Below are 19,801 nucleotides of genomic sequence, written 5' to 3' on the forward strand. Positions count from 1 at the left end.
GGGAGGACTCACCTCTCTTCCAGACCAATCCAGCTCGCCATTCTCCCTGTGACGCCGCCTTCCTTGCGATACGAAAAAAACAAATCGCTGCGGCTACTCGTGCATAAGGTAGTACATTCGATACGGCTCGGCAATATTCCTGCTTTCATCATAATGTGTCGATTGCATTGTTTCAAGTCAAGGAGCGTTTTTCCGCCGCCTAACGGGAAATAGACAGTGCCTTCCCATTTATCATTACCCGGGCAACCATGCTCCAAAACCCGAATTTGGCTCATCACATGCTCATCCACCTCGTATGACTTTGTACCAATGGAAGGGCCAATGGCTGCAAGCAAATCGGACGGCTGCGATCCATATTCGGTCTGCATCGTTTGCACCATTTTCAGCGCAATCTCGGCAACCGTTCCTTTCCAGCCCGCATGTGCTAGCCCAATCACACGCCGCACCGGATCACAAAAATATAACGGCACGCAATCCGCATAAAAGGATGTCAGTAAAATGCCTGGTACATTGGTCAACAGTCCGTCTGTATCCTGAAAAGCGGATGCACGATCCACAAAGCCGCGCCCGCGGTCAGCAGCTTTTACAACAGCAACGTGATTACCGTGTACCTGCTCTCCACAGGTCCAGGCTTCAGGCACAAATCCGAGCTGCTCCGCAATAAGCTGCCGATTGCGAATAACTTTCTCCGGGTCATCCCCTACATGAAACGCACAATTCAGACTTTCGTAAGGCACTTCACTGACGCCGCCATGGCGTCCGGTAAAACCTGCTGTCAATCCACGAACCTGTTTCTCCCAGGATTGAATATATAACAACTCTGGCAAGGGATGCGCGCCATCTGTCGTTGACGCGACACCCGTTGCTCCGGTATTCACTACAAACGGTTCCATTCGTTTTCACCTCTACTGCCCAGTGTACCAAAAAGCCGCCGCCGTGTCTTCACATAGCTGTCAAATGCACATATTCCTACAGCTCAAAATCACTGCTCAAAATCCCCGTCGATCATTTCGTTCCTGACGCTCAATATATAATTTTTCCTCACCATCACCCTGCGACTCATGCAATCCCTCCAATCGAACAAGTACCACATCCGAGCCAATTTTAACAATATTGCGCCAGGGAATGACCAGTTCGCTTCCCCCTCCAAACCAGCCCATAAAACGGCTGCTGCCAGGGACAACAATGGCCTCGATTTTGCCCTGTCGTACATCAATCTCCAAATCACTAATTTGACCCAATCGTCGCCCATCTACAATGTTAATGACATCCTTTGTTTGAAACTCGGAAATTTTCATGGCCCTTACCGACGTTTCCGGTGCACTCACACGTATCACATCCTTTATTTCACTATATGAGAGGGAGAACCCAAAAAATGTCCTGTAAACGCAAAAACGATCCACGCAGGATCGTTTTTGTCGGTATGCCTTCCAAGCTTCTCTTCCCTTAAGACTACGACTTCACGTGCTTTTGCATTTGCTGTATGGCCGACTTCTCTAATCTCGAAACCTGGGCTTGAGAGATACCGATTTCGTCGGCAACCTCCATCTGCGTCTTTCCTTCATAAAAACGCATGGACAATATCATCTTTTCACGCTGGCCCAGGCGATGCATCGCTTCCCGCAGAGCGATTTCCTCAATCCATGAGACGTCCTTATTTCTGTCATCACTGATCTGATCCATCACATAGATTGGGTCGCCCCCGTCGTGATATATCGGCTCGAACAGCGAAACCGGGTCCTGAATCGCATCTAATGCGAACACAACATCTTCCTTAGGCACGTTCAGCGCCTCAGAAATTTCAAAAATCGTCGGTTCCCGCGAATTTAGATTTGTCAGACTATCCCGCACCTGAAGCGCCTTATATGCAATATCTCGCAGCGAACGGGATACACGGATCGGATTGTTGTCCCGCAAATACCGGCGTATCTCACCGATAATCATCGGCACCGCATAAGTGGAAAACTTCACGTTTTGCGAAAGGTCAAAATTATCAATCGCCTTCATCAGGCCGATGCATCCTACCTGAAACAAATCGTCAACAAACTCTCCCCGATTGTTAAAGCGTTGAATCACACTTAGGACGAGCCGTAAATTGCCGTTAACCAATTTTTCTCTGGCTGATCGTTCATTATTTTGCTGAAGTGATGTGAACAGCTCGCGCATTTCCGCATTGGTTAGCACTGGCAGTTTGGCGGTATCCACACCGCAAATTTCCACTTTGTTTCGGGTCATCTTGTCTTACCTCCCAAGGAGCAACATTAATGTACATTATCTCCTGAGGGTGTTTTTTTATTCGCCGTTTCCATCGCTTCCTAATATACCCAAACGTCATACCATTTTGTTAAATTCTTTCCGTAAGCGCTTAATAATACGTTTTTCCAGACGCGAAATATAGGATTGCGAGATACCTAACAGGTCAGCAACATCCTTCTGTGTCTTCTCTTCCCCGTCCTGCAAGCCAAAACGCAGCTCCATAATCAGACGTTCCCGATCCGTCAGCTTATCCAGCGCCTTATGCAATAATTTGCGGTCAACCTGTTCCTCGATATTGCGGTAAATGGTATCATTTTCCGTTCCCATCACGTCGGAAAGCAGCAACTCGTTCCCGTCCCAATCAATATTCAAAGGCTCGTCAAAAGAAACTTCAGTTCTCGTTTTACTATTTCGGCGCAAATACATTAAAATTTCATTTTCGATGCACCGGGAAGCATAGGTAGCGAGCTTGATTTTTTTCTCGGGATCAAAGGTGTTAACTGCCTTGATAAGTCCTATCGCCCCTATGGATACGAGATCCTCAATGTTGATTCCTGTGTTCTCAAACTTACGCGCAATGTATACCACCAGCCGCAAATTCCGTTCAATCAACATGGACCGTACTGCAGCATCTCCGGAAGAGAGCTTTCCAAGCAAATACTCTTCCTCATCCCTCGTCAGCGGCGGGGGGAGCGCCTCGCTGCCGCCAATATAATAAATCTCTTCACTTTTCAACCCAAATAAAAATAAAATACGATAATATTGCAACTGTAAAGTCAATCTGATTTTCATCTTAAATTTCATCTGTTCCCGCATGTCATTCTCCCCCTTCTGAAAATGGTGCAAAATCTCGCTGCGTCCCTTCGTCCGTTACAGCCATAGCCTGATTGCCTTCAGACCTGATCGTGTGTCCACGACCATCGTCCTGCGCTTCAAAGCGTGCTTCCTGCTTCTGGTCCGGCTCAGCAGCCCCCTCCGCGTGTGCTGTCACATCCGGATGAATGATTGCGCGATATTTTCCCTCTGCCGACAACGTCCCCCCATCCAAGCCGATCAACACCCGATGATGCACATAGCGAGCCCCATTCATCACCACCTCTACGCGATCTGGCTTGAGTGCGAGCATGAAGGAATGGTTACGATTAATGCCACGATAGGGAACGAGACGAACTCGATCCTGCCAGTTGAACGATTCGTCTCCCAACTCCATCACCAGTTGATCCGCATTTCCCTCAGATAGCTTTTGGAGCCAGGAAGAGGGTAAATATGCCTTCCACAAGGCAGCCTCCATGACCATCACGGGTGTCCGGGTCAAAGGATCATGAAGTTGGTTACCCGTATCCAACAAGCCTGTACACTCAATATGATCCTGCCCGATCCATACCTGCACCTCACCCAGAAATCCACTCATCCTTTCCGCGCGCTGCTTTGAAGATTGCACAATACGAAAGAAAAGCATCACTCCGCCAAACGTGCATAAAATAAACCAGAATGCAATTTTCAGCTCAAAGGACATTCCACCTGAAGTCGTGTACCAGATGCCATTAAACAATTCCCCCGTACTCTGGAGTAAATAATGCATCCCCAGAATTCCTCCCGCTGCTACAAAATTGATCATATAAAAAGCACCCATCGTACGAAGGTACTTTTGCATGCTGCCAAACCCAAAAGCCACCAACAGCATAATGACCGATAATGCCAGCTTAATCAGGAATGTAAATAAAAAGGACAGCTCCGGCACAAACATCATGACCACGTACATCGCACCGATGACAGCCGAAGCAAGCAGTCGCCACCACACCGGACGAATTTTTCTCATCCACGCGGTAGCCATCAGCAGTACAGCATCAATGAACAAATTGGCCAAAAAAATTAAGTCGATGTAAACAACCAAAGATTCACCCGCCCAGCGTTTGCAGGATAGGCTTAAGTATAGTAGTCATGCTGTTCAAAGTCTGTCTAACGATGGGGACGGTGACCGACTAATTTTGTCGGAAAGGGGAGAAGCACAGGAAATGTTAAAAATGGAGTTCTTACATTGGAATCGGCTAATGAATCGAATATGAGATGCAAAAAATAGAAAGAAGCCCGTATCTCCAAGGAGAATACGGGCTATCTGATTTCAATCTAGTTATCGTTGTTATTATTGCGTGAACGGTTACGCAAAAATGTCGGAATATCGAGCTGATCACTGCTCTGAGTGTTGCCGAACGGACGCAAGTTAGGAGAACCCTTTTCCGCCGATTCAGGAGCCGCCGGGTTGGCTGCCGGTTTACGCCCCGGTGCCGGTTGGCTTGGTTTACCTTCAAAGCCAGTGGCAATGACGGTAACCTTAATCTCTTCTTTCAACTCTTCGTCAATGATGGCACCGAAAATCATGTTGACCTCCGGATCGGAAGCCGAGGTTACAATTTCAGCTGCTTCATTCACTTCGTACAAAGACAGATTGTTGCCGCCAGTGATGTTCATAATCACACCCCGTGCGCCTTCAATGGATGTTTCCAACAACGGACTCATGATAGCCTTGCGTGCTGCTTCAGCCGCCCGATTCTCGCCAGTTGCTTCGCCAATCCCCATCAAGGCGGAGCCACGCTCCGTCATGATCGTTTTTACGTCAGCAAAGTCAAGGTTGATCAGACCCGGTACAGCGATCAAATCAGAAATACCTTGTACCGCCTGACGAAGAACATTGTCCGCTTCGCGAAATGCTTCCAGCATTGGGGTCTTTTTATCCACAATTTCAAGCAGTCGATCATTCGGGATTACGATCAAGGTGTCTACCTTTTCTTTTAATCCCTCAATGCCCAGCTCGGCTTGATTGGAGCGCTTACGCCCTTCAAAGGTGAATGGTCGTGTTACAACGCCTACAGTCAGCGCGCCGCATTCCTTGGCAATTTCAGCAATGACAGGAGCTGCTCCAGTACCTGTACCGCCACCCATTCCCGCCGTCACGAATACCATATCCGCACCTTTGAGTGTGTTCATAATGAGTTCACGCGACTCCTCAGCCGCTTTTTTACCCACATCCGGATTAGCTCCGGCACCCAAGCCGCGAGTCAGCTTATCACCAATTTGAAGCTTATGCTCAGACTTCGCTAAATGAAGCGCCTGAGCATCTGTGTTGACGGTGATAAACTCCACACCCTGAACACCATTTTCGATCATTCGGTTAACCGCATTGCTGCCGCCGCCTCCGACGCCGATCACTTTAATTTGAGCCAAGCTCTCCATTTCAAAATCAAATTCCAACATACTATTCCATCTCCCCCTCAATGTGCATGGATGGCCCGTCCATGATTGGCATAATTAGCAATGAACGTTATATAAACTCACTGAACATGTTTTTTAAGCGTTCAATCAACCCCTGCTTTTGCTCGCCTTCCGCAGCCGGACTGCTCTTGGTTCGGTTGGTCGGCTTCTTGGAACTTCCACCGCTGCTGCTGCTAACGCTGGTCGATCTTCCGCGATAGTAGCGAATAGCATTATGCAAGATGCCGACTCCGCTTGTGTAACCCGGATCCCTTACACCGATAAAGTCTGGTACGGCAATCCTTACAGAAGCGGCCAGTTCGCTTTGTGCCACCTGAAGTACACCAGGCATGGAGACGGTGCCTCCGGTAAGTATATAACCCCCCGGAAGCTCTGTGTAACCCAAGCGCTTAACTTCCGCCTGAATGAGTTGAAAAATTTCCTGCACCCTCGGCTCAATAATGGCAGCCAAGTCCTGCTGATTGAATTCCTTATCGACATTACTGCCGATACGGGTCACTTTAAAGACCACATCGGCTGCCGCATCATCATACCAAGCGCAGCCGTATTTAAGCTTTACTTTTTCGGCTTGATCGGTAAGGGTTCTCAGTCCGTAGGCAATGTCATTGGTTACAAATTCTCCACCGATGGGAAGTGTAGATGTAGCAACAATCGTTCCTTCCTGGAAAATAGCAACATTTGTAGAGCCTGCACCAATATCCACCAGCACCGAACCCATCACCTTCTCATCCTTCGAAAGTGACAATTGTCCAGCACCCAGAGGCAGCAGCACCAAATCTTTGATCCTCAAGCCGCCTTTCTCAACACAGCGCAACAGATTATGTATCGGCGTCTTGCCTCCCGTAACAATCGTAGCTTCTACTTCCAGACGAACTCCGATCATACCGCGAGGGTCTTGAATACCTTCAAGGCCATCCACGACATACTGCTTGGCTACCACGTCTATAATTTCTCTCTCTGGTGGTACTGCAATAACTTCAGCTGCCTTGAGCACACGCTCAATGTCCTCCTCACCGATTTCACGGTCCTCGTTGGACACGGCTACAACGCCATGACTATTTTGCAGGCCAATATGGTTGCCTGAAATCCCCACATACACTTCTGTTATTTGAATACCAACCATGCGCTCTGCGTGATCCACGGCGTTACGGATTGATTGCACGGTTTGATCGATGTCTACAATTGCACCTTTGCGAATCCCTTCCGAGTCGGCAGATCCAACTCCAATAATATTAAAGGTTCCATTGTTCATTTCCCCAATAATAGCCCGAACTTTGGATGTACCGATGTCCAAACTAACAATGATGTCATTGTTGCTCAAGTCTGTGGCACCTCCTGACTCCAAAATGAATTTCGTTCTTTGAACACACTCTGTACATATTCAACATACTCCATGCTTTCCCTCTTTTTTCTACAAATTTTTTAGAAGCCAATTTATGGTTGCAGTCACATAAAAATTTGAAGAAAAAAGAAGGAGGCAAGTCTATTACCCATAAAATCAATTCTAGCATTTTTTCACATCACTGAGTAGTATCTTTTTCTTGGCCCTCTTCGCTCGTGTCCTGTTTGAACGGAACGTAGGAGTCTGCCTCCAGCATGGTGACCAAACCGGGCTCTTCTGTTTCCAGCACCTGATTCAAATAGCTGATTTTAGAGCTCAGCAGAGAAACCGTCGTAATGACCTCAAATTGAGAGCGTGTATACATTTTTATGCGGTCCGGAAAAGAAGGGATCGGCGCGGGAATGATTTCCGAAATGTCGGCTGTCCATTCCCCCGGAATCCGAGATAACGCATCACACAGCTTTGCTTTGTAGGGATCATCCGATTTCCATTTGGTCAAAATGGGCTTCTCAACCGCAATTCCGCTGTTGCCCACGCCTACGCTTGTCCCATTCGCAAGAATGGCCCGCAGACTCCCATCACTCTGCAACTCGTAAGCAACCGTAGCATACTCTTTAATATGAACAGCAATAACTCCTGGAAACTGCTTGTCCACTGTTACTTGTTGAATCGACTGAATCTCTCGCAGCTTATTGGAAATACCCGAAGAACTGACTCCGAAATACTGATCGCCGATAGCCAGACCACTTCGATTAAGCAACTGTTCCCGAGTCGAAAATACATTACCATCAAAACGGATTTCAGAAACCCGGCTTAACGAGGAACGGAAAAAGAGAACAGCAAGCAGTACGATAAACAACAAAATGAGCAGGATGGCAATCTTCCGACTTGTTCTTTTCTTCATTCTGTTCTGTTTAAGAATAGGTATTTGAGCGTTTGGCATAGCTTCTCTCCACAAAAGCCTTTGGTCCCTCCGCTAACGGAGGGACATTACAGGCATTAATTTACGAAATCCAGTTGCTCCGGCACCGGAGACTGACGGCTCATTCGGGCACCCAGTCCCTGGAAAAGACGATCGATCCGGTCATACCCTCTGTCAATATGGTGTACCTGCTCGACAATGGTAAGTCCTTGAGCTGCCAGACCCGCTATAACCAGCGCAGCCCCTGCGCGTAGATCGGTAGCCTCTACCGTGGCCCCGTACAGACGGGGAACTCCCCGAATAAAGGCGGCATTCGCATCAACCGTAATATCAGCACCCATCACATTCAATTCATCCACATGTTTGAATCGGCTTTCGAAGACCGTCTCTTTCATCACACTGAAGCCATCTGCCAGAGAAAGCAGAACCATGACTTGAGACTGCAAGTCCGTCGGAAAAGACGGGTAAGGGGAGGTAACAATCCTCTCCACCGCTTTGGGGCGGCTCATGCAGCTTACGGTCATTATATCATTCAAGATGCCGATTTGAACACCAGCCCGCCTGAGGACGTGAATCAAAGCGGACAAATGTGAGGGATTACAGTGCGTCAACGACACACTTCCACGCGTGGCTGCAGCCGCAATCATAACGGTCCCAGCTACGATGCGGTCGGGAATAACCTCATACGTACAAGGATTCAAGGAGTTGACTCCTGTAATCGTAATCGTATCCGTCCCCGCTCCGATAATATGAGCCCCCATCGCATTCAGGAAGTTTTGAAGATCCTGAATCTCAGGTTCCCTCGCTGCATTGGTAATCGTCGTTCGTCCTTCGGCCAACGCAGCGGCCATCATAATATTTTCGGTGGCTCCCACGCTCGGGAAATCCAGATGGATATCCGTTCCAGTCAGCTTGCGGGCCCGGAACGTAATTTGTTCTTCTTTTTCCTCGATCTCCGCTCCAAGAGCCTTCAGGCCCTCCAAGTGAAGATCAATTTTGCGCTCGCCTATGGCACAGCCTCCCGGCTGGTAAATGGAGACTTCTCCATATCTGGCGAGCAGCGGTCCCATCAGAAAGATAGACGAGCGCATCTGCTTCATTAAATCTTCCGGAATCTGGAACGTTCGGACGGACGACGTATCCACGTGTACCGTTTCCTCTTCATGTCGGCATGTACAGCCAAGTCTCTCAAGGATGTGCAGCATGACCTTAATGTCTAATAGATGAGGCACATTCCGAATTTCTACCTTACCTTGAGCAAGCAAGCTTGCCGCAAGAATAGGCAGTGCCGCGTTTTTTGCCCCATGGATACGTATGGTGCCTGACAAGGGACGGCCTCCCTCAATCACCAATTTGTTCAATGTATCACCTCCGAGTTTACCGCTCACCCACTACGAAAACCTCCGGAACTAGCTTGATGCCGGTTTGAGATGATATTGTACTTTGAATATGCTTCATTAGGGTAAGCACGTCCTCTGCTGTCGCTTGACCGGTATTTACAATGAAATTGGCATGCTGTACGGAAACCTCAGCGCCTCCCGCCTTTAAGCCCTTGAGGCCTGCGCCCTCAATAAGTCGGGCCGCATAGTCTCCTGGCGGATTGCGAAACACGCTTCCCGCACAAGCCAGCTGTAACGGCTGAGTCAGCCTGCGACGATCTTTGAAGGCCGCAAGAGCCGCCGAAATTTCCTCGCGGTCGCCCTGCTTCATCCGAAACACCGCCTCTGTCACCATTCCACGCTGCTCGTGCAGCACAGAGTGACGATAGCTGAAATGCATTTGTTCGGCATCATACACAGCCAATTCCCCTGTATCCAGCACAATCTCAGCGGACTGGAATATTTGTGACACATCAGACCCATGGGCACCGGCGTTCATGTAGACAGCCCCGCCAACCGATCCCGGGATACCTCCCGCAAATTCGAGGCCGGATAGCCCCTGCTTGCTGGCCATGACACACAGTTTGACTAGTGAAACGCCTCCACCGGCGACGATCCGTTCATCTTCAAAACGGACATAATCAAATCCCGGTCCCAGCTTGATCACGAGGCCCCGGATTCCTTTATCGGAAACGAGCATGTTCGAGCCCCGTCCCAACTGCATCCACGGGATTCCGTGCTCGCCAGCCAGCCGCAGTAAGGTTGCTAGCTGCTCCTTGGTATCCGGGATGACAAGAGCATCCGCCGGACCTCCAATCTTCCACGTCGTATATTTGGAAAGCGGCTCATGCTCCAGCACTTTTCCGATATCATGCTCCGCTAATAATGGCATCCATTGCTGCATTGTACTGAAACCTCCTTGTTGCTTGCCCCACATGGTTATAAGGCTCTCACCTGACAACCGGCAGCCTGAGTGATGGTCACAATGTATAGGGTATCTTATGTCAATACCATCCGGTGTGTGACAACCGCCCAGTCTGCGCTGCGGTCTAACTTTTACGGGCAAGACGCTCCATTTCTTTTACTAAAATATCAGCTGAATCAGGCTTGCCAAGCGCAGATGCTGATTCAGCCATTCGGCTGCGCAATGCCTCATCCTCCATAATCCCCGCAATGGATTGAAACAAGGACGAACCATTCAGGTCCTTCTCCACAATCATGACCGAAGCCCCTGCCTTTTCAAGTGTACGGGCATTGGCCTCCTGATGGTTGTTCGTCACATTGGGAGATGGAATCAAAATCGATGGAATACCCAACGATGTGATTTCAGCCAAAAAGGACGCGCCAGCGCGATTAACGATTAAAGAGGTACAAGCTAGCACCTCCGGCATATTGTGAATATAGGGAAGCACATGCAGATGATTGGGTAGTGAGCCGATCTGATTCCGTATACTGTCCAACGTTTGCTCATAGTAAGATTCACCAGTCACATATACAAAATGGACGTCCTTTAGTTGCGAAAGTTGCGGAGCCATTGCAATCATGGCATCATTGATGGCCTTTGCTCCCCTGCTGCCACCGACCACGAGCACGACCGAGCTGTTCATTGGAACCCCGATGGTAGCAAAGCCCCGGTCCCGGTTAGCCTGACGAACCGTTGTAGCGCGCGGATTCCCGGTGTACAGTACATTTTTGGCTTTGGGGAAAGCTCCTTCCGAGCCCTCAAAGCTGACGGCCACCGTATCCACGTAACGGCTCAGAAACGCATTGGTCAGGCCCGGAATTGCGTTTTGCTCATGAATAATGCTGGGTATCCCCAACTTGGAAGCTGCATAGACGACAGGGCCGCATACATAACCCCCCGTGCCGATCACGATATCAGGCTTGAATTTTTTCAATAATGCTTTGGATCTGCGGACCCCTTTGAAAAAGCGCATAATCGTTTTTATATTTTCCACAGACAAGCTGCGACGAAATCCTGTAATATCAATAGCCTCGAACGGAATTTTTTCCTGGGGAACCAGCTTGCTTTCCAGTCCCCGCTGACCGCCAATGTATAAAAATTCAGCGTCCGGATCAATCTCTTCGCACTGTCTGGCTACGGCGAGCGCCGGATAAATGTGTCCTCCGGTACCGCCGCCGCTCAACACGACGCGCATAAACGTTCACCTCGCATAACGTGATAAATTCAGTAAAATGCCCAGAGCTGTTAGCATCAACGTCAGAGAAGAGCCTCCGTAGCTGATTAAGGGCAGTGTTATTCCTGTCACCGGCATTAAGCCGATTACGACACCTATGTTAATGACCACCTGTAGGGCAACCATTCCCACAATGCCCACAGCGAGCAAACTGCCGTAAGTATCCGGAATGGTAATAGCGACGCGCATTCCCCTCCACACGAGAACCAGAAAGAGCGCCAGCACCGTCATTCCACCGATAAAGCCAAGCTCCTCCGCCAAAATCGAAAAAATAAAGTCCGTCTGCGGCTCGGGAACATAGCTGTATTTCTGGCGGCTCATGCCGAGCCCCAAGCCTGCCAGCCCACCAGGTCCAATGGCGTACAGCGATTGAATAATCTGATAGCCTGCACCAAGCGGATCGGACCATGGGTCCAGAAACGCAGTGATCCGCTGGAGCCGATAAGGCGCAGCCGCAATCAGGGCCGCAAATCCGGCCGCTCCCGTTAATGCCAGCAGGCCCAGATGCTTCATACGTGCGCCTGCCGTAAATACGATCAGCATGGACGCCCCCATCATCACCGTGCCTGTGCCCAAATCGGGCTGGAGCATAATCAGGCCAAAGGCCAGTCCCATGAGTCCAAGCGGGGGCAACAGGCCGCGCGTAAAGGAGTTAATATCATAATCCTGGCGGCTAAGCCAGCGGGCTAGAAAAAGAATCATGCCCAGCTTCATAAACTCGGATGGCTGAATGCCAAAAGAGCTGATACCGAGCCAGCTTCGGGCACCGCCTCTGACTACACCAATGCCGGGAATGAGTACGGCAACCAGCAGCGCGAGACAGATCAGCAGTACGACCTTGGCATACTTCTGCCAGATCCGATAGTCTGTTCGGGCAGTGAAGTACATCGCCACAAGACCTAGCCCGGCGAACAGCAATTGCCGCTTTACAAAATAGTAGGAGTCCCCGTACTCGTGAAAAGCGAGGACGGCTCCCGCACTGTATACCATAACCATGCCGATGGCTAACAAGCTCAAAATACAGACGAAAAGCCATATATCCGGCGCTGGACGAGATTGCTTCATCAGGAGGCCACCCCTTGCATAAAAGTAGGGGCTTATCCAACCCCCCTACTTACAATTTATGCGCCGCCTCTTTAAAAATACGTCCACGCTCTTCATAGGACTGGAACATATCCCAGCTTGCGCATGCGGGTGAGAGCAATACAACATCTCCCGGCTCAGCAAGTTTAGCAGCCTTGTTCACAGCCTCCACGAGCGTAGCGGCGGCGTCCTCCCCATTATCGACGACCTCGATACGCTCTATTCCAGCCTGACGTGCCCGGTCTGCCAGCTTGTGCCGAGTCTCACCCAGCAGCACAACAGCCTTTACGCCCTCCTGCAAGGACGGTACGAGCTCTGCGTAATCCGAACCACGGTCCAATCCTCCGGCAATCAATACAATAGGTTGCTTGAAGGAAGACAGCGCCATCATCGTCGCTTTGGAATTGGTTGCTTTAGAATTGTTGTAATAAGCTACCCCGGCATGTTCTCCAACATATTCGAGTCGATGCTCCACTCCACGAAAAGCGCTTAGCGGTTCCGCCAATTTAGACGGCTCCGATCCTGCGGCAATAGCAATCGCGCATGCAGCGAGGGCATTTTCCACATTAAAGCGGCCCGGAAGACCAATCTCAGCCACGCCTATAATCGGATGCACCACACCACTCGCATCGCGATATACGATACTGCGTTCGATGTCATCCGTCACATCCGGTATGTATGGCGGGTCAGCGAACAACCCTTCCTGCAAACGTTCCGTCATCGAGAACGGGAGCAGCTTCGCTTTGATATAGGGCACAAGCTCCCGACAAACGGGATCATCCCAGTTCAATACCGCAGTATCAGCCGCCGTTTGATTGGCGAACAGACGCGCCTTGGCCGCAACATAATCCTCCATATCACCATGATAATCCAGATGGGTTTCAGCCACGTTCAGCAAGCAGGCTACAGCAGGTTTGAAATCCTTTGTTCCTTTTAACTGAAAACTGCTCAGCTCCACCACCATCCACTCGTCCGATCTGGCATCCACAGCGGCCTCACATAATGGCGTACCGATATTACCAGCCACGATCGGCTTCATGCCGGATGCCTCTAACAGCTTACCTACCCAAGTAGTCGTGGTCGTTTTCCCATTCGAGCCAGTAATCCCGATCATCGGCGCTTTGCATAGATGATAAGCGACCTCGACCTCAGTCACGACCTCAATGCCCAGTTCGACAGCTTTCTGCACTGGCGGGGCCGTATAAGGAATACCCGGATTTTTGACAACCAGCTTCACTCCCGGATGAATTAGCCCTTCCGGGTGACTGCCGCATAAAACGGAAATTCCCAAAGCCTCTAATTCAGAAGCTTCGGGACATTGTTCCCTGTCTTTTTTATCATTGACTGTCAGCTTGGCCCCGGCCTGGTGCAGTACCTTGGCGACTTGCACGCCACTTTTGGCCAGGCCTATAATAACGACCTCTTGATCTCGGTATGTGTCTGGATGATTCATTTGTCTACAACCCCTTGTTGAGATAAAGTCCGAGTCCTGCCAGCAGCAGTCCTACAGCCCAGAATGTAATAACTACGCGCCATTCGGACCAGCCGGACAGCTCGAAGTGATGATGAATCGGGCTCATTTTGAAAATACGTTTGCCACGTGTTTTAAAGGAAGCTACTTGCAAAACTACGGACAGCATTTCAATTACAAATACACCACCAATAATAATGAACAAAATTTCGCTTTTGGTGACGATAGCGATGGCACCTATAGCGCCTCCGATTCCCAGCGAGCCTGTATCGCCCATAAATACCTTGGCCGGATGTGCATTGTATACAAGAAAGCCAAGTACAGCACCAATCATGGCCGCTGAACAAACCGCAGCCGGAAGCGAGGTTGCTTGAATAGCTACGATGGCATAAGCACCGAAGGCAATCGCACTGGTACCGGACAGCAGCCCGTCCAGCCCATCTGTGAAGTTGACGGCGTTGCTGATCGCCAGCATCATAATGACGATGAACGGATAATAGAACCAGCCACTCCAATCAAACGACCAGGAAGTTCCCGGAATGCCAATGGCAGTGCTGTGATCGTTACTAATCAGAAGCCAGCACATGATCCCACTGAACAGCAATTGCCCGAATAGCTTTTGACGGGCAGTCAGTCCAAGCGAACGCTTGAATACAATTTTGATATAGTCGTCCAGGAAACCAATCAGCCCAAAACCAAGCGTAGCAACCAGCAGGACGTAAAAATCCGTATTTTTAATCGCCGAAAACTTAAGAAAGGTCAGCGTAAAAGCCACCAGAATAACGATTCCACCCATAGTAGGCGTCCCCGTCTTTTTAAGATGGCTTTGTGGCCCGTCATCCCGGACCTGCTGGCCGAATTTCATTCGTCGCAGCAGCGGAATGAGTATTGGAGCGGCAATGACCGCCAGTATAAACGATACGACGATCGTCAGCAGTAATAATTGAATATCCATGGGAGTCTCCCTCTCGTCAACATCAGTTCTGTAGTGAAACGTTCTTCAGCGCATCCACAATTTCTTCCAGTCGCATCCCTCGGGATGCCTTTACCAGCACGATATCATCGGCACGGAGGTAAGCTTGTAGGTCTTGGGTCAGCTTTTGCTTATCTTCATAAGCATGTACGTCATCAGACAGCATGGACGCTTGCGCCCCATGCGCAATGGACGTGCCCAACACACCGTAGGTGAATAGCACGTCTACATCATGTTTGGCTGCAAAAAGCCCAATTTCCTCATGGAATTGCTTTTCCTCGGGACCCAGCTCCAGCATATCGCCAAGCACGGCGATTTTACGTCCCTTCGTTTCGTAACCGGATAACGTCTGAATTGCAGCTTTCATTGAAGCCGGACTGGCATTATAAGCATCGTTCAGCACGGTAAGCCCATTGGTGCAGCTCACAACCTCAATACGCATGCCTGTCAATTTCAAAGCTGACAGTCCTTCGCGCACATGGTCTGCATCCACTCCAAAATGACGCGCTACCGCCAGTGCTGCCAAACCGTTCACAACATTGTGCTGCCCAAGCAACGGAAGCCGGAAAGCATCCTTGCCGGATTGGGCCGTCGTGAACAAACTGCCTTCTCCATCCGTAGTTATTCCAGTTGGATAATCATCATTATCCGCAGACATACCGAACGTGAACAGCTTCAAGCCGTCAGGCTTAACCGTTTCAGGCTCCGCAAGCACTTGCTGCAATAGCGGTTCATCTCCATTGTAAATCAGCAAGCCGCCCGGCTTGAGACCGCTGACGATTTCCAGCTTTGCACGTGCAATTTCTGCACGGGAACCGAGCTGGAGCAAATGCGATTCGCCAATGTTCGTAATGACCGCTACATCAGGCTCGGCAATATCAGTCAGCAGGCGAATTTCCCCGCGTCCACTCATACCCATCTCCAAAATGAGGATGTCCACATCCTGCGGCATGGACAGTACGGTTAAAGGCAGACCGATATGGTTGTTATAATTTCCTTCGGTTTTGTGTACTTTAAAGGTCGTACCCAGCAGCGCGTTGATGATGTCTTTTGTCGTCGTTTTGCCGTTACTTCCAGTAATCCCTACGACAGATACACCCGTCTCCCGCAAATATGCGGCCGCAAGACGCTGGAGGGCCGCCAAAGTATCATCTACTTCAATCGCATTCCCTGCGGGAGGTGTACCGTGATCCTTTTGCCATAAAAAAGCAGCCGATCCTTCTCCGTTCACAATCTGCTGCACATAATCATGCCCGTCAAACCGTTCACCCGTGATTGGAACGAACAGCCCTTGGGCCTGCGGCTTGCGTGAATCTGTAAAAACTCCCTCAACCATTCGTTCGGCGTCCGCCTCTATGTGAAGCGTTCCCCCGCTCATGGAGGCGATTTGACCGATTGTTCTTTTCATCACTTGGATAAACCCCTTATCGCTTCTTTGGCTACGATGCGGTCATCGAATTCATGCACCGTTTTTCCGATCAACTGGTAGGTCTCATGACCTTTTCCCGCAATCAATACTACATCGTCAGGGCTTGCCATTTCAACAGCTTTATGAATAGCAGCTCTACGATCTACGATCAGCTCGTAGCGTTCTGCGGGTATACCTTCGTCAATCAGCCCTTGCTCGATGTCTTTCAAAATGGCTTCCGGGTCCTCTGTCCGCGGATTATCCGAGGTAATAAAAGCATGATCGCTGTATTGAGCAGCAATTTTTCCCATCAAAGGACGTTTCGTACGATCCCGATCCCCACCGCACCCGAATACACACCATACTTTACCAACTGCAAACTCCTTAACGGTGCGGAGCACATTCTCCAGTCCATCCGGTGTATGGGCATAGTCCACGATAACTGCAAATGGCTGACCTGCGTCTACAGGCTCTACCCGTCCGTCTACGCCTGCTATGGACTCCAAGCTGTGCTTGATATCAGCCAGAGATACTCCTTCCAATAAAGCGGCTGTAATGGCTGCCAAGGCGTTATACACATTGAACTTGCCCACCATGCGCAGCTTAATATCGGTATCTCCTTTAAAAGTAGAGACATGGAAGGATGTTCCCTTGGCACCTACAGCGATATGGGATGCCTGCACATCCGACTTCTTTTCCACGCCGTATGTAATCACTTGAGCCGCTGTTATGGCCTGAAAATAGGATGAGGCCGGGTCATCCGCATTCAGAACAGCATATTTACTGTCCGACGCATCCCGCGAGAAGGTATTTCCCAAGCGAGAAAACAACAATCCTTTGGCTGCACGGTACTCCTCCATCGTGTTATGGTAGTCCAGATGATCCTGCGTCAGGTTCGTAAAAATAGCGGTGCGAAAATCAGTTCCTTTCACGCGCCCTTGCTCCAGTGCATGTGAAGATACCTCCATCGCACAGCATTGGACCCCTTGCTCCGCCATATTTCCAAGATAGCGTTGCAGCTCTACCGCCTCGGGTGTGGTACCGGACATAGGGTAGGATTGACCACCGTAACGCATTTGAATCGTTCCGATCAGTCCAGTGTTCATTCCAGCATCGTTCAAGATTTTTTCAATTAGATAAGTTATAGTTGTTTTGCCATTCGTTCCGGTTATGCCAATCATGCGCATACGACGGCTCGGTGAATCAAACATATAATCAGCCAAAACCGCCATTGCGTACCGGGCATCCTTGACTATAAGTTGTGGTACAGGTACATTCAATTCCCGTTCCACAACCAAAGCCGCCGCCCCGGACGCAACTGCCTGCTGTGCATAATCGTGTCCGTCAACTGTAAAACCGGGTAGACACAAAAATAAATCTCCCTGCTGTACCCGGCGTGAATCCGCCCCGATTCCTCGGCAGTCCACTGTATCGTCCCCCACAATGCGGGAGGCGGCCAGCAGTGAAGCCAATTGTTGAAGCTGCATCTTTCATTCCTCCATTGCTCTCTCGTTAATCTTAGTATGGGTATAAAAAGAACCTATCAATCCCCCATATATATACGGATTGTTGATCCCCGCTCCAGCCGGGAGCCTGGCTTCGGTGCCTGACTGACAACCGTCTTGCCTGACCCGGATTTTACGAGCATAAAGTTCATATTCATATCTTCGTATAAATCAGCTACAGTGGCACCTACCAAATCCGGCACCGTATCAATTCGATTTTCCCCGTACTTGTATTCCTTGGCAATCTGATCGGTACGAGGTGGTATTTTCAGAGCAAGCAACGAATCCCGCAAAATATTTTGCACGATTGGCGCAGCGACTACCCCGCCGAATTGAATGCCCTTCGGGTTATCCACAGCGGTATAGACGACAATTTGCGGATCATCCGCCGGGGCAAAACCGATAAAGGATACAATATGCTCCGAGGATGAATAACGTCCGTTGATCACCTTTTGCGCTGTGCCTGTTTTGCCTCCCACCCGGTAACCCTCAATAAAAGCAGGACGGCCCGTGCCTTTGGCAACGACGCTCTCCAGCGCTTCCCTCACCTGCCGGGAGGTATCCTCTGAAACGACTCTGCGCACCAGTTCAGGCTCTACTTTTTCCAGCACCTTGCCTGTCTCTGGTTGAATCCAGCCTTTGGTAATGTGAGGTTTATACAGATTGCCGCCATTGATCGCAGCCGACACAGCCGTCACCTGCTGAATCGGAGTGACAGATACCCCCTGACCAAAGGCAGTTGTCGCCAGCTCTACCGGTCCTACCTGAGGTAACTTAAATAAAATACCATTCCCCTCGCCAATCATGTCAATGCCCGTTTTGCTGCCGAACCCAAAATTGCGAATATACTTGAACAGCGATTCCTTACCTAGACGCTGACCCAGTGTCACAAAGCCTGGATTACAGGAGTTTTCGACGACTTGAAGGAAGGTCTGGCTGCCGTGGCCGCCTTTTTTCCAGCAGCGCAGGCGAGCCCCGCCAACTTCAATGTACCCCGGATCGAAAAAGCGATCATTTTTGAGATTGACCTTCTTTTCTTCCAATGCAGCAGCCAAAGTAATAATTTTAAAAGTAGAGCCTGGCTCATATGTCATCCAAATCGGCAGATTTCGATTGTAAATTTCAGGTGTATATTGTTTGTATAGTGCAGGCTCATAGCCTGGTCGCCCGGCCATGCCCAATATTTCCCCATTCTTGGGGTTCATTGCGATGGCCAGCGCGGAATTAGCCTGGAATTTGACCATAGCCTGGTCAAGCTCCCGTTCCATGATAGACTGTACAGACTTATCAATGGTCAGTTGCAAGTTCAGACCATCCTTTGGTTCAACGTACTTCTCAGAAGAGCCGGGCATCAGGCGACCGCCTGCATCGGATAGATACGCAATGCTTCCGTCAATACCGCGAAGCTTGCTGTTGTTCTTTTTCTCTACCCCCGTCAACCCCTGATTATCAATTCCCGTAAACCCGAGAATATGAGCCGCCAAATCGCCATAAGGATAATAACGTTTGTTGTCTTCAGCAACAACGATACCCGGCAGCTTCAAATCACGAATTTGCTGCGCTTTCTCCATCGTAATTTTTCGTCCGCCGGGCTGAAGTTTTTGGCTTGCTGTTCGTTTGGTAATCAGCTTGAGCACTTTATCCTCGCTCATATCTAGCAAGGGCGCCAGCCTGCGCGCCGTTTCTTCCGGCTCCTTGATCTGTACCGGTATCGCCATGACTGTCGGCGAAGTGACATTATAGGTCAGCGCCGTACCTTGCCGATCCAAAATTTCGCCGCGTTTGGCGGCAAAAGGTATATTTCGGCGCCACGATTCCTCGGCCTTGGCCGAGAGTTCGCCCCCTTTACCCAATTGAACATAGGCGAGCCGGACCGATAAGGCTGCAAATAGTACAAACAATCCCAGCAGCCCCCATACCAGCCTGCGCCGCATGGTCACGTTAGATTTCTTCAAACGCGCTCCCCTCCGTTCCTCCAAATACTCATGACATGT

17 protein-coding genes are annotated in these 19,801 nt (G+C 49.9%); all 17 read right to left on the reverse strand.

All coding sequences use genetic code 11. The features are described 5' to 3' along the window. Positions 1-8: 8 nt before the first annotated feature. Positions 9-893, reverse strand: coding sequence for a peptidoglycan editing factor PgeF (gene pgeF / locus AC0WRU_RS15985; RefSeq protein ID WP_476125515.1), 885 nt, complete (start codon positions 891-893; stop codon positions 9-11). 96 nt (positions 894-989) lie between these two features. After that, positions 990-1,328 (reverse strand): YlmC/YmxH family sporulation protein, encoded by a 339-nt coding sequence (locus AC0WRU_RS15990; RefSeq protein WP_025684638.1) that lies wholly within the window; start codon positions 1,326-1,328, stop codon positions 990-992. Positions 1,329-1,452: 124 nt separating this feature from the next. Continuing rightward, a complete protein-coding gene (sigG, locus tag AC0WRU_RS15995) occupies positions 1,453-2,235 on the reverse strand; it encodes an RNA polymerase sporulation sigma factor SigG (RefSeq protein WP_007431182.1) in 783 nt (260 codons plus the stop codon). A 96-nt stretch (positions 2,236-2,331) separates the two neighbouring features. Next, the gene (gene sigE / locus AC0WRU_RS16000; protein ID WP_014282431.1) at positions 2,332-3,072 is read right to left on the reverse strand and encodes an RNA polymerase sporulation sigma factor SigE; all 741 of its coding nucleotides are present in this window, start codon (positions 3,070-3,072) and stop codon (positions 2,332-2,334) included. Position 3,073: 1 nt separating this feature from the next. Then, positions 3,074-4,150 (reverse strand): sigma-E processing peptidase SpoIIGA, encoded by a 1,077-nt coding sequence (gene spoIIGA / locus AC0WRU_RS16005; protein WP_476125516.1) that lies wholly within the window; start codon positions 4,148-4,150, stop codon positions 3,074-3,076. 233 nt (positions 4,151-4,383) lie between these two features. After that, positions 4,384-5,508: a cell division protein FtsZ gene (gene ftsZ / locus AC0WRU_RS16010; RefSeq protein WP_044649277.1), complete on the reverse strand. Its 1,125-nt coding sequence runs from the start codon at positions 5,506-5,508 to the stop codon at positions 4,384-4,386. A gap of 67 nt (positions 5,509-5,575) precedes the next feature. Further along, positions 5,576-6,847, reverse strand: coding sequence for a cell division protein FtsA (gene ftsA, locus AC0WRU_RS16015; protein WP_134913489.1), 1,272 nt, complete (start codon positions 6,845-6,847; stop codon positions 5,576-5,578). Between the two features lie 199 nt (positions 6,848-7,046). Continuing rightward, complete coding sequence (locus AC0WRU_RS16020; RefSeq protein ID WP_476125517.1) at positions 7,047-7,811, reverse strand: cell division protein FtsQ/DivIB; 765 nt, start codon at positions 7,809-7,811, stop codon at positions 7,047-7,049. A gap of 56 nt (positions 7,812-7,867) precedes the next feature. After that, the gene (gene murA / locus AC0WRU_RS16025) at positions 7,868-9,178 is read right to left on the reverse strand and encodes a UDP-N-acetylglucosamine 1-carboxyvinyltransferase (protein WP_476125518.1); all 1,311 of its coding nucleotides are present in this window, start codon (positions 9,176-9,178) and stop codon (positions 7,868-7,870) included. Then, positions 9,168-10,073 carry a UDP-N-acetylmuramate dehydrogenase gene (gene murB, locus AC0WRU_RS16030; RefSeq protein ID WP_476125519.1) on the reverse strand — a complete coding sequence of 302 codons (906 nt, stop codon included), beginning with the start codon at positions 10,071-10,073 and terminating at the stop codon, positions 9,168-9,170. The genes murA and murB overlap by 11 nt, the downstream gene beginning before the upstream one ends. A 145-nt stretch (positions 10,074-10,218) precedes the next feature. Then, positions 10,219-11,328, reverse strand: a complete 1,110-nt coding sequence (gene murG / locus AC0WRU_RS16035) for an undecaprenyldiphospho-muramoylpentapeptide beta-N-acetylglucosaminyltransferase (protein WP_476125520.1) — start codon at positions 11,326-11,328, stop codon at positions 10,219-10,221. A 6-nt stretch (positions 11,329-11,334) separates the two neighbouring features. Then, positions 11,335-12,432: a stage V sporulation protein E gene (gene spoVE, locus AC0WRU_RS16040; RefSeq protein WP_476125521.1), complete on the reverse strand. Its 1,098-nt coding sequence runs from the start codon at positions 12,430-12,432 to the stop codon at positions 11,335-11,337. Between the two features lie 49 nt (positions 12,433-12,481). Further along, complete coding sequence (murD, locus tag AC0WRU_RS16045) at positions 12,482-13,903, reverse strand: UDP-N-acetylmuramoyl-L-alanine--D-glutamate ligase (RefSeq protein ID WP_476125522.1); 1,422 nt, start codon at positions 13,901-13,903, stop codon at positions 12,482-12,484. 4 nt (positions 13,904-13,907) lie between these two features. Continuing rightward, positions 13,908-14,876, reverse strand: coding sequence for a phospho-N-acetylmuramoyl-pentapeptide-transferase (gene mraY / locus AC0WRU_RS16050; RefSeq protein WP_014282442.1), 969 nt, complete (start codon positions 14,874-14,876; stop codon positions 13,908-13,910). Positions 14,877-14,898: 22 nt separating this feature from the next. Then, the gene (locus AC0WRU_RS16055; RefSeq protein ID WP_476128659.1) at positions 14,899-16,302 is read right to left on the reverse strand and encodes a UDP-N-acetylmuramoyl-tripeptide--D-alanyl-D-alanine ligase; all 1,404 of its coding nucleotides are present in this window, start codon (positions 16,300-16,302) and stop codon (positions 14,899-14,901) included. Continuing rightward, positions 16,302-17,789 carry a UDP-N-acetylmuramoyl-L-alanyl-D-glutamate--2,6-diaminopimelate ligase gene (locus tag AC0WRU_RS16060; RefSeq protein WP_476125523.1) on the reverse strand — a complete coding sequence of 496 codons (1,488 nt, stop codon included), beginning with the start codon at positions 17,787-17,789 and terminating at the stop codon, positions 16,302-16,304. Before AC0WRU_RS16060 ends, AC0WRU_RS16055 begins: the two co-directional genes overlap by 1 nt. A gap of 56 nt (positions 17,790-17,845) precedes the next feature. Beyond that, a complete protein-coding gene (locus tag AC0WRU_RS16065) occupies positions 17,846-19,762 on the reverse strand; it encodes a stage V sporulation protein D (RefSeq protein WP_476125524.1) in 1,917 nt (638 codons plus the stop codon). Positions 19,763-19,801: the final 39 nt, after the last annotated feature.

Source organism: Paenibacillus sp. 1-8 (genome assembly GCF_056316205.1).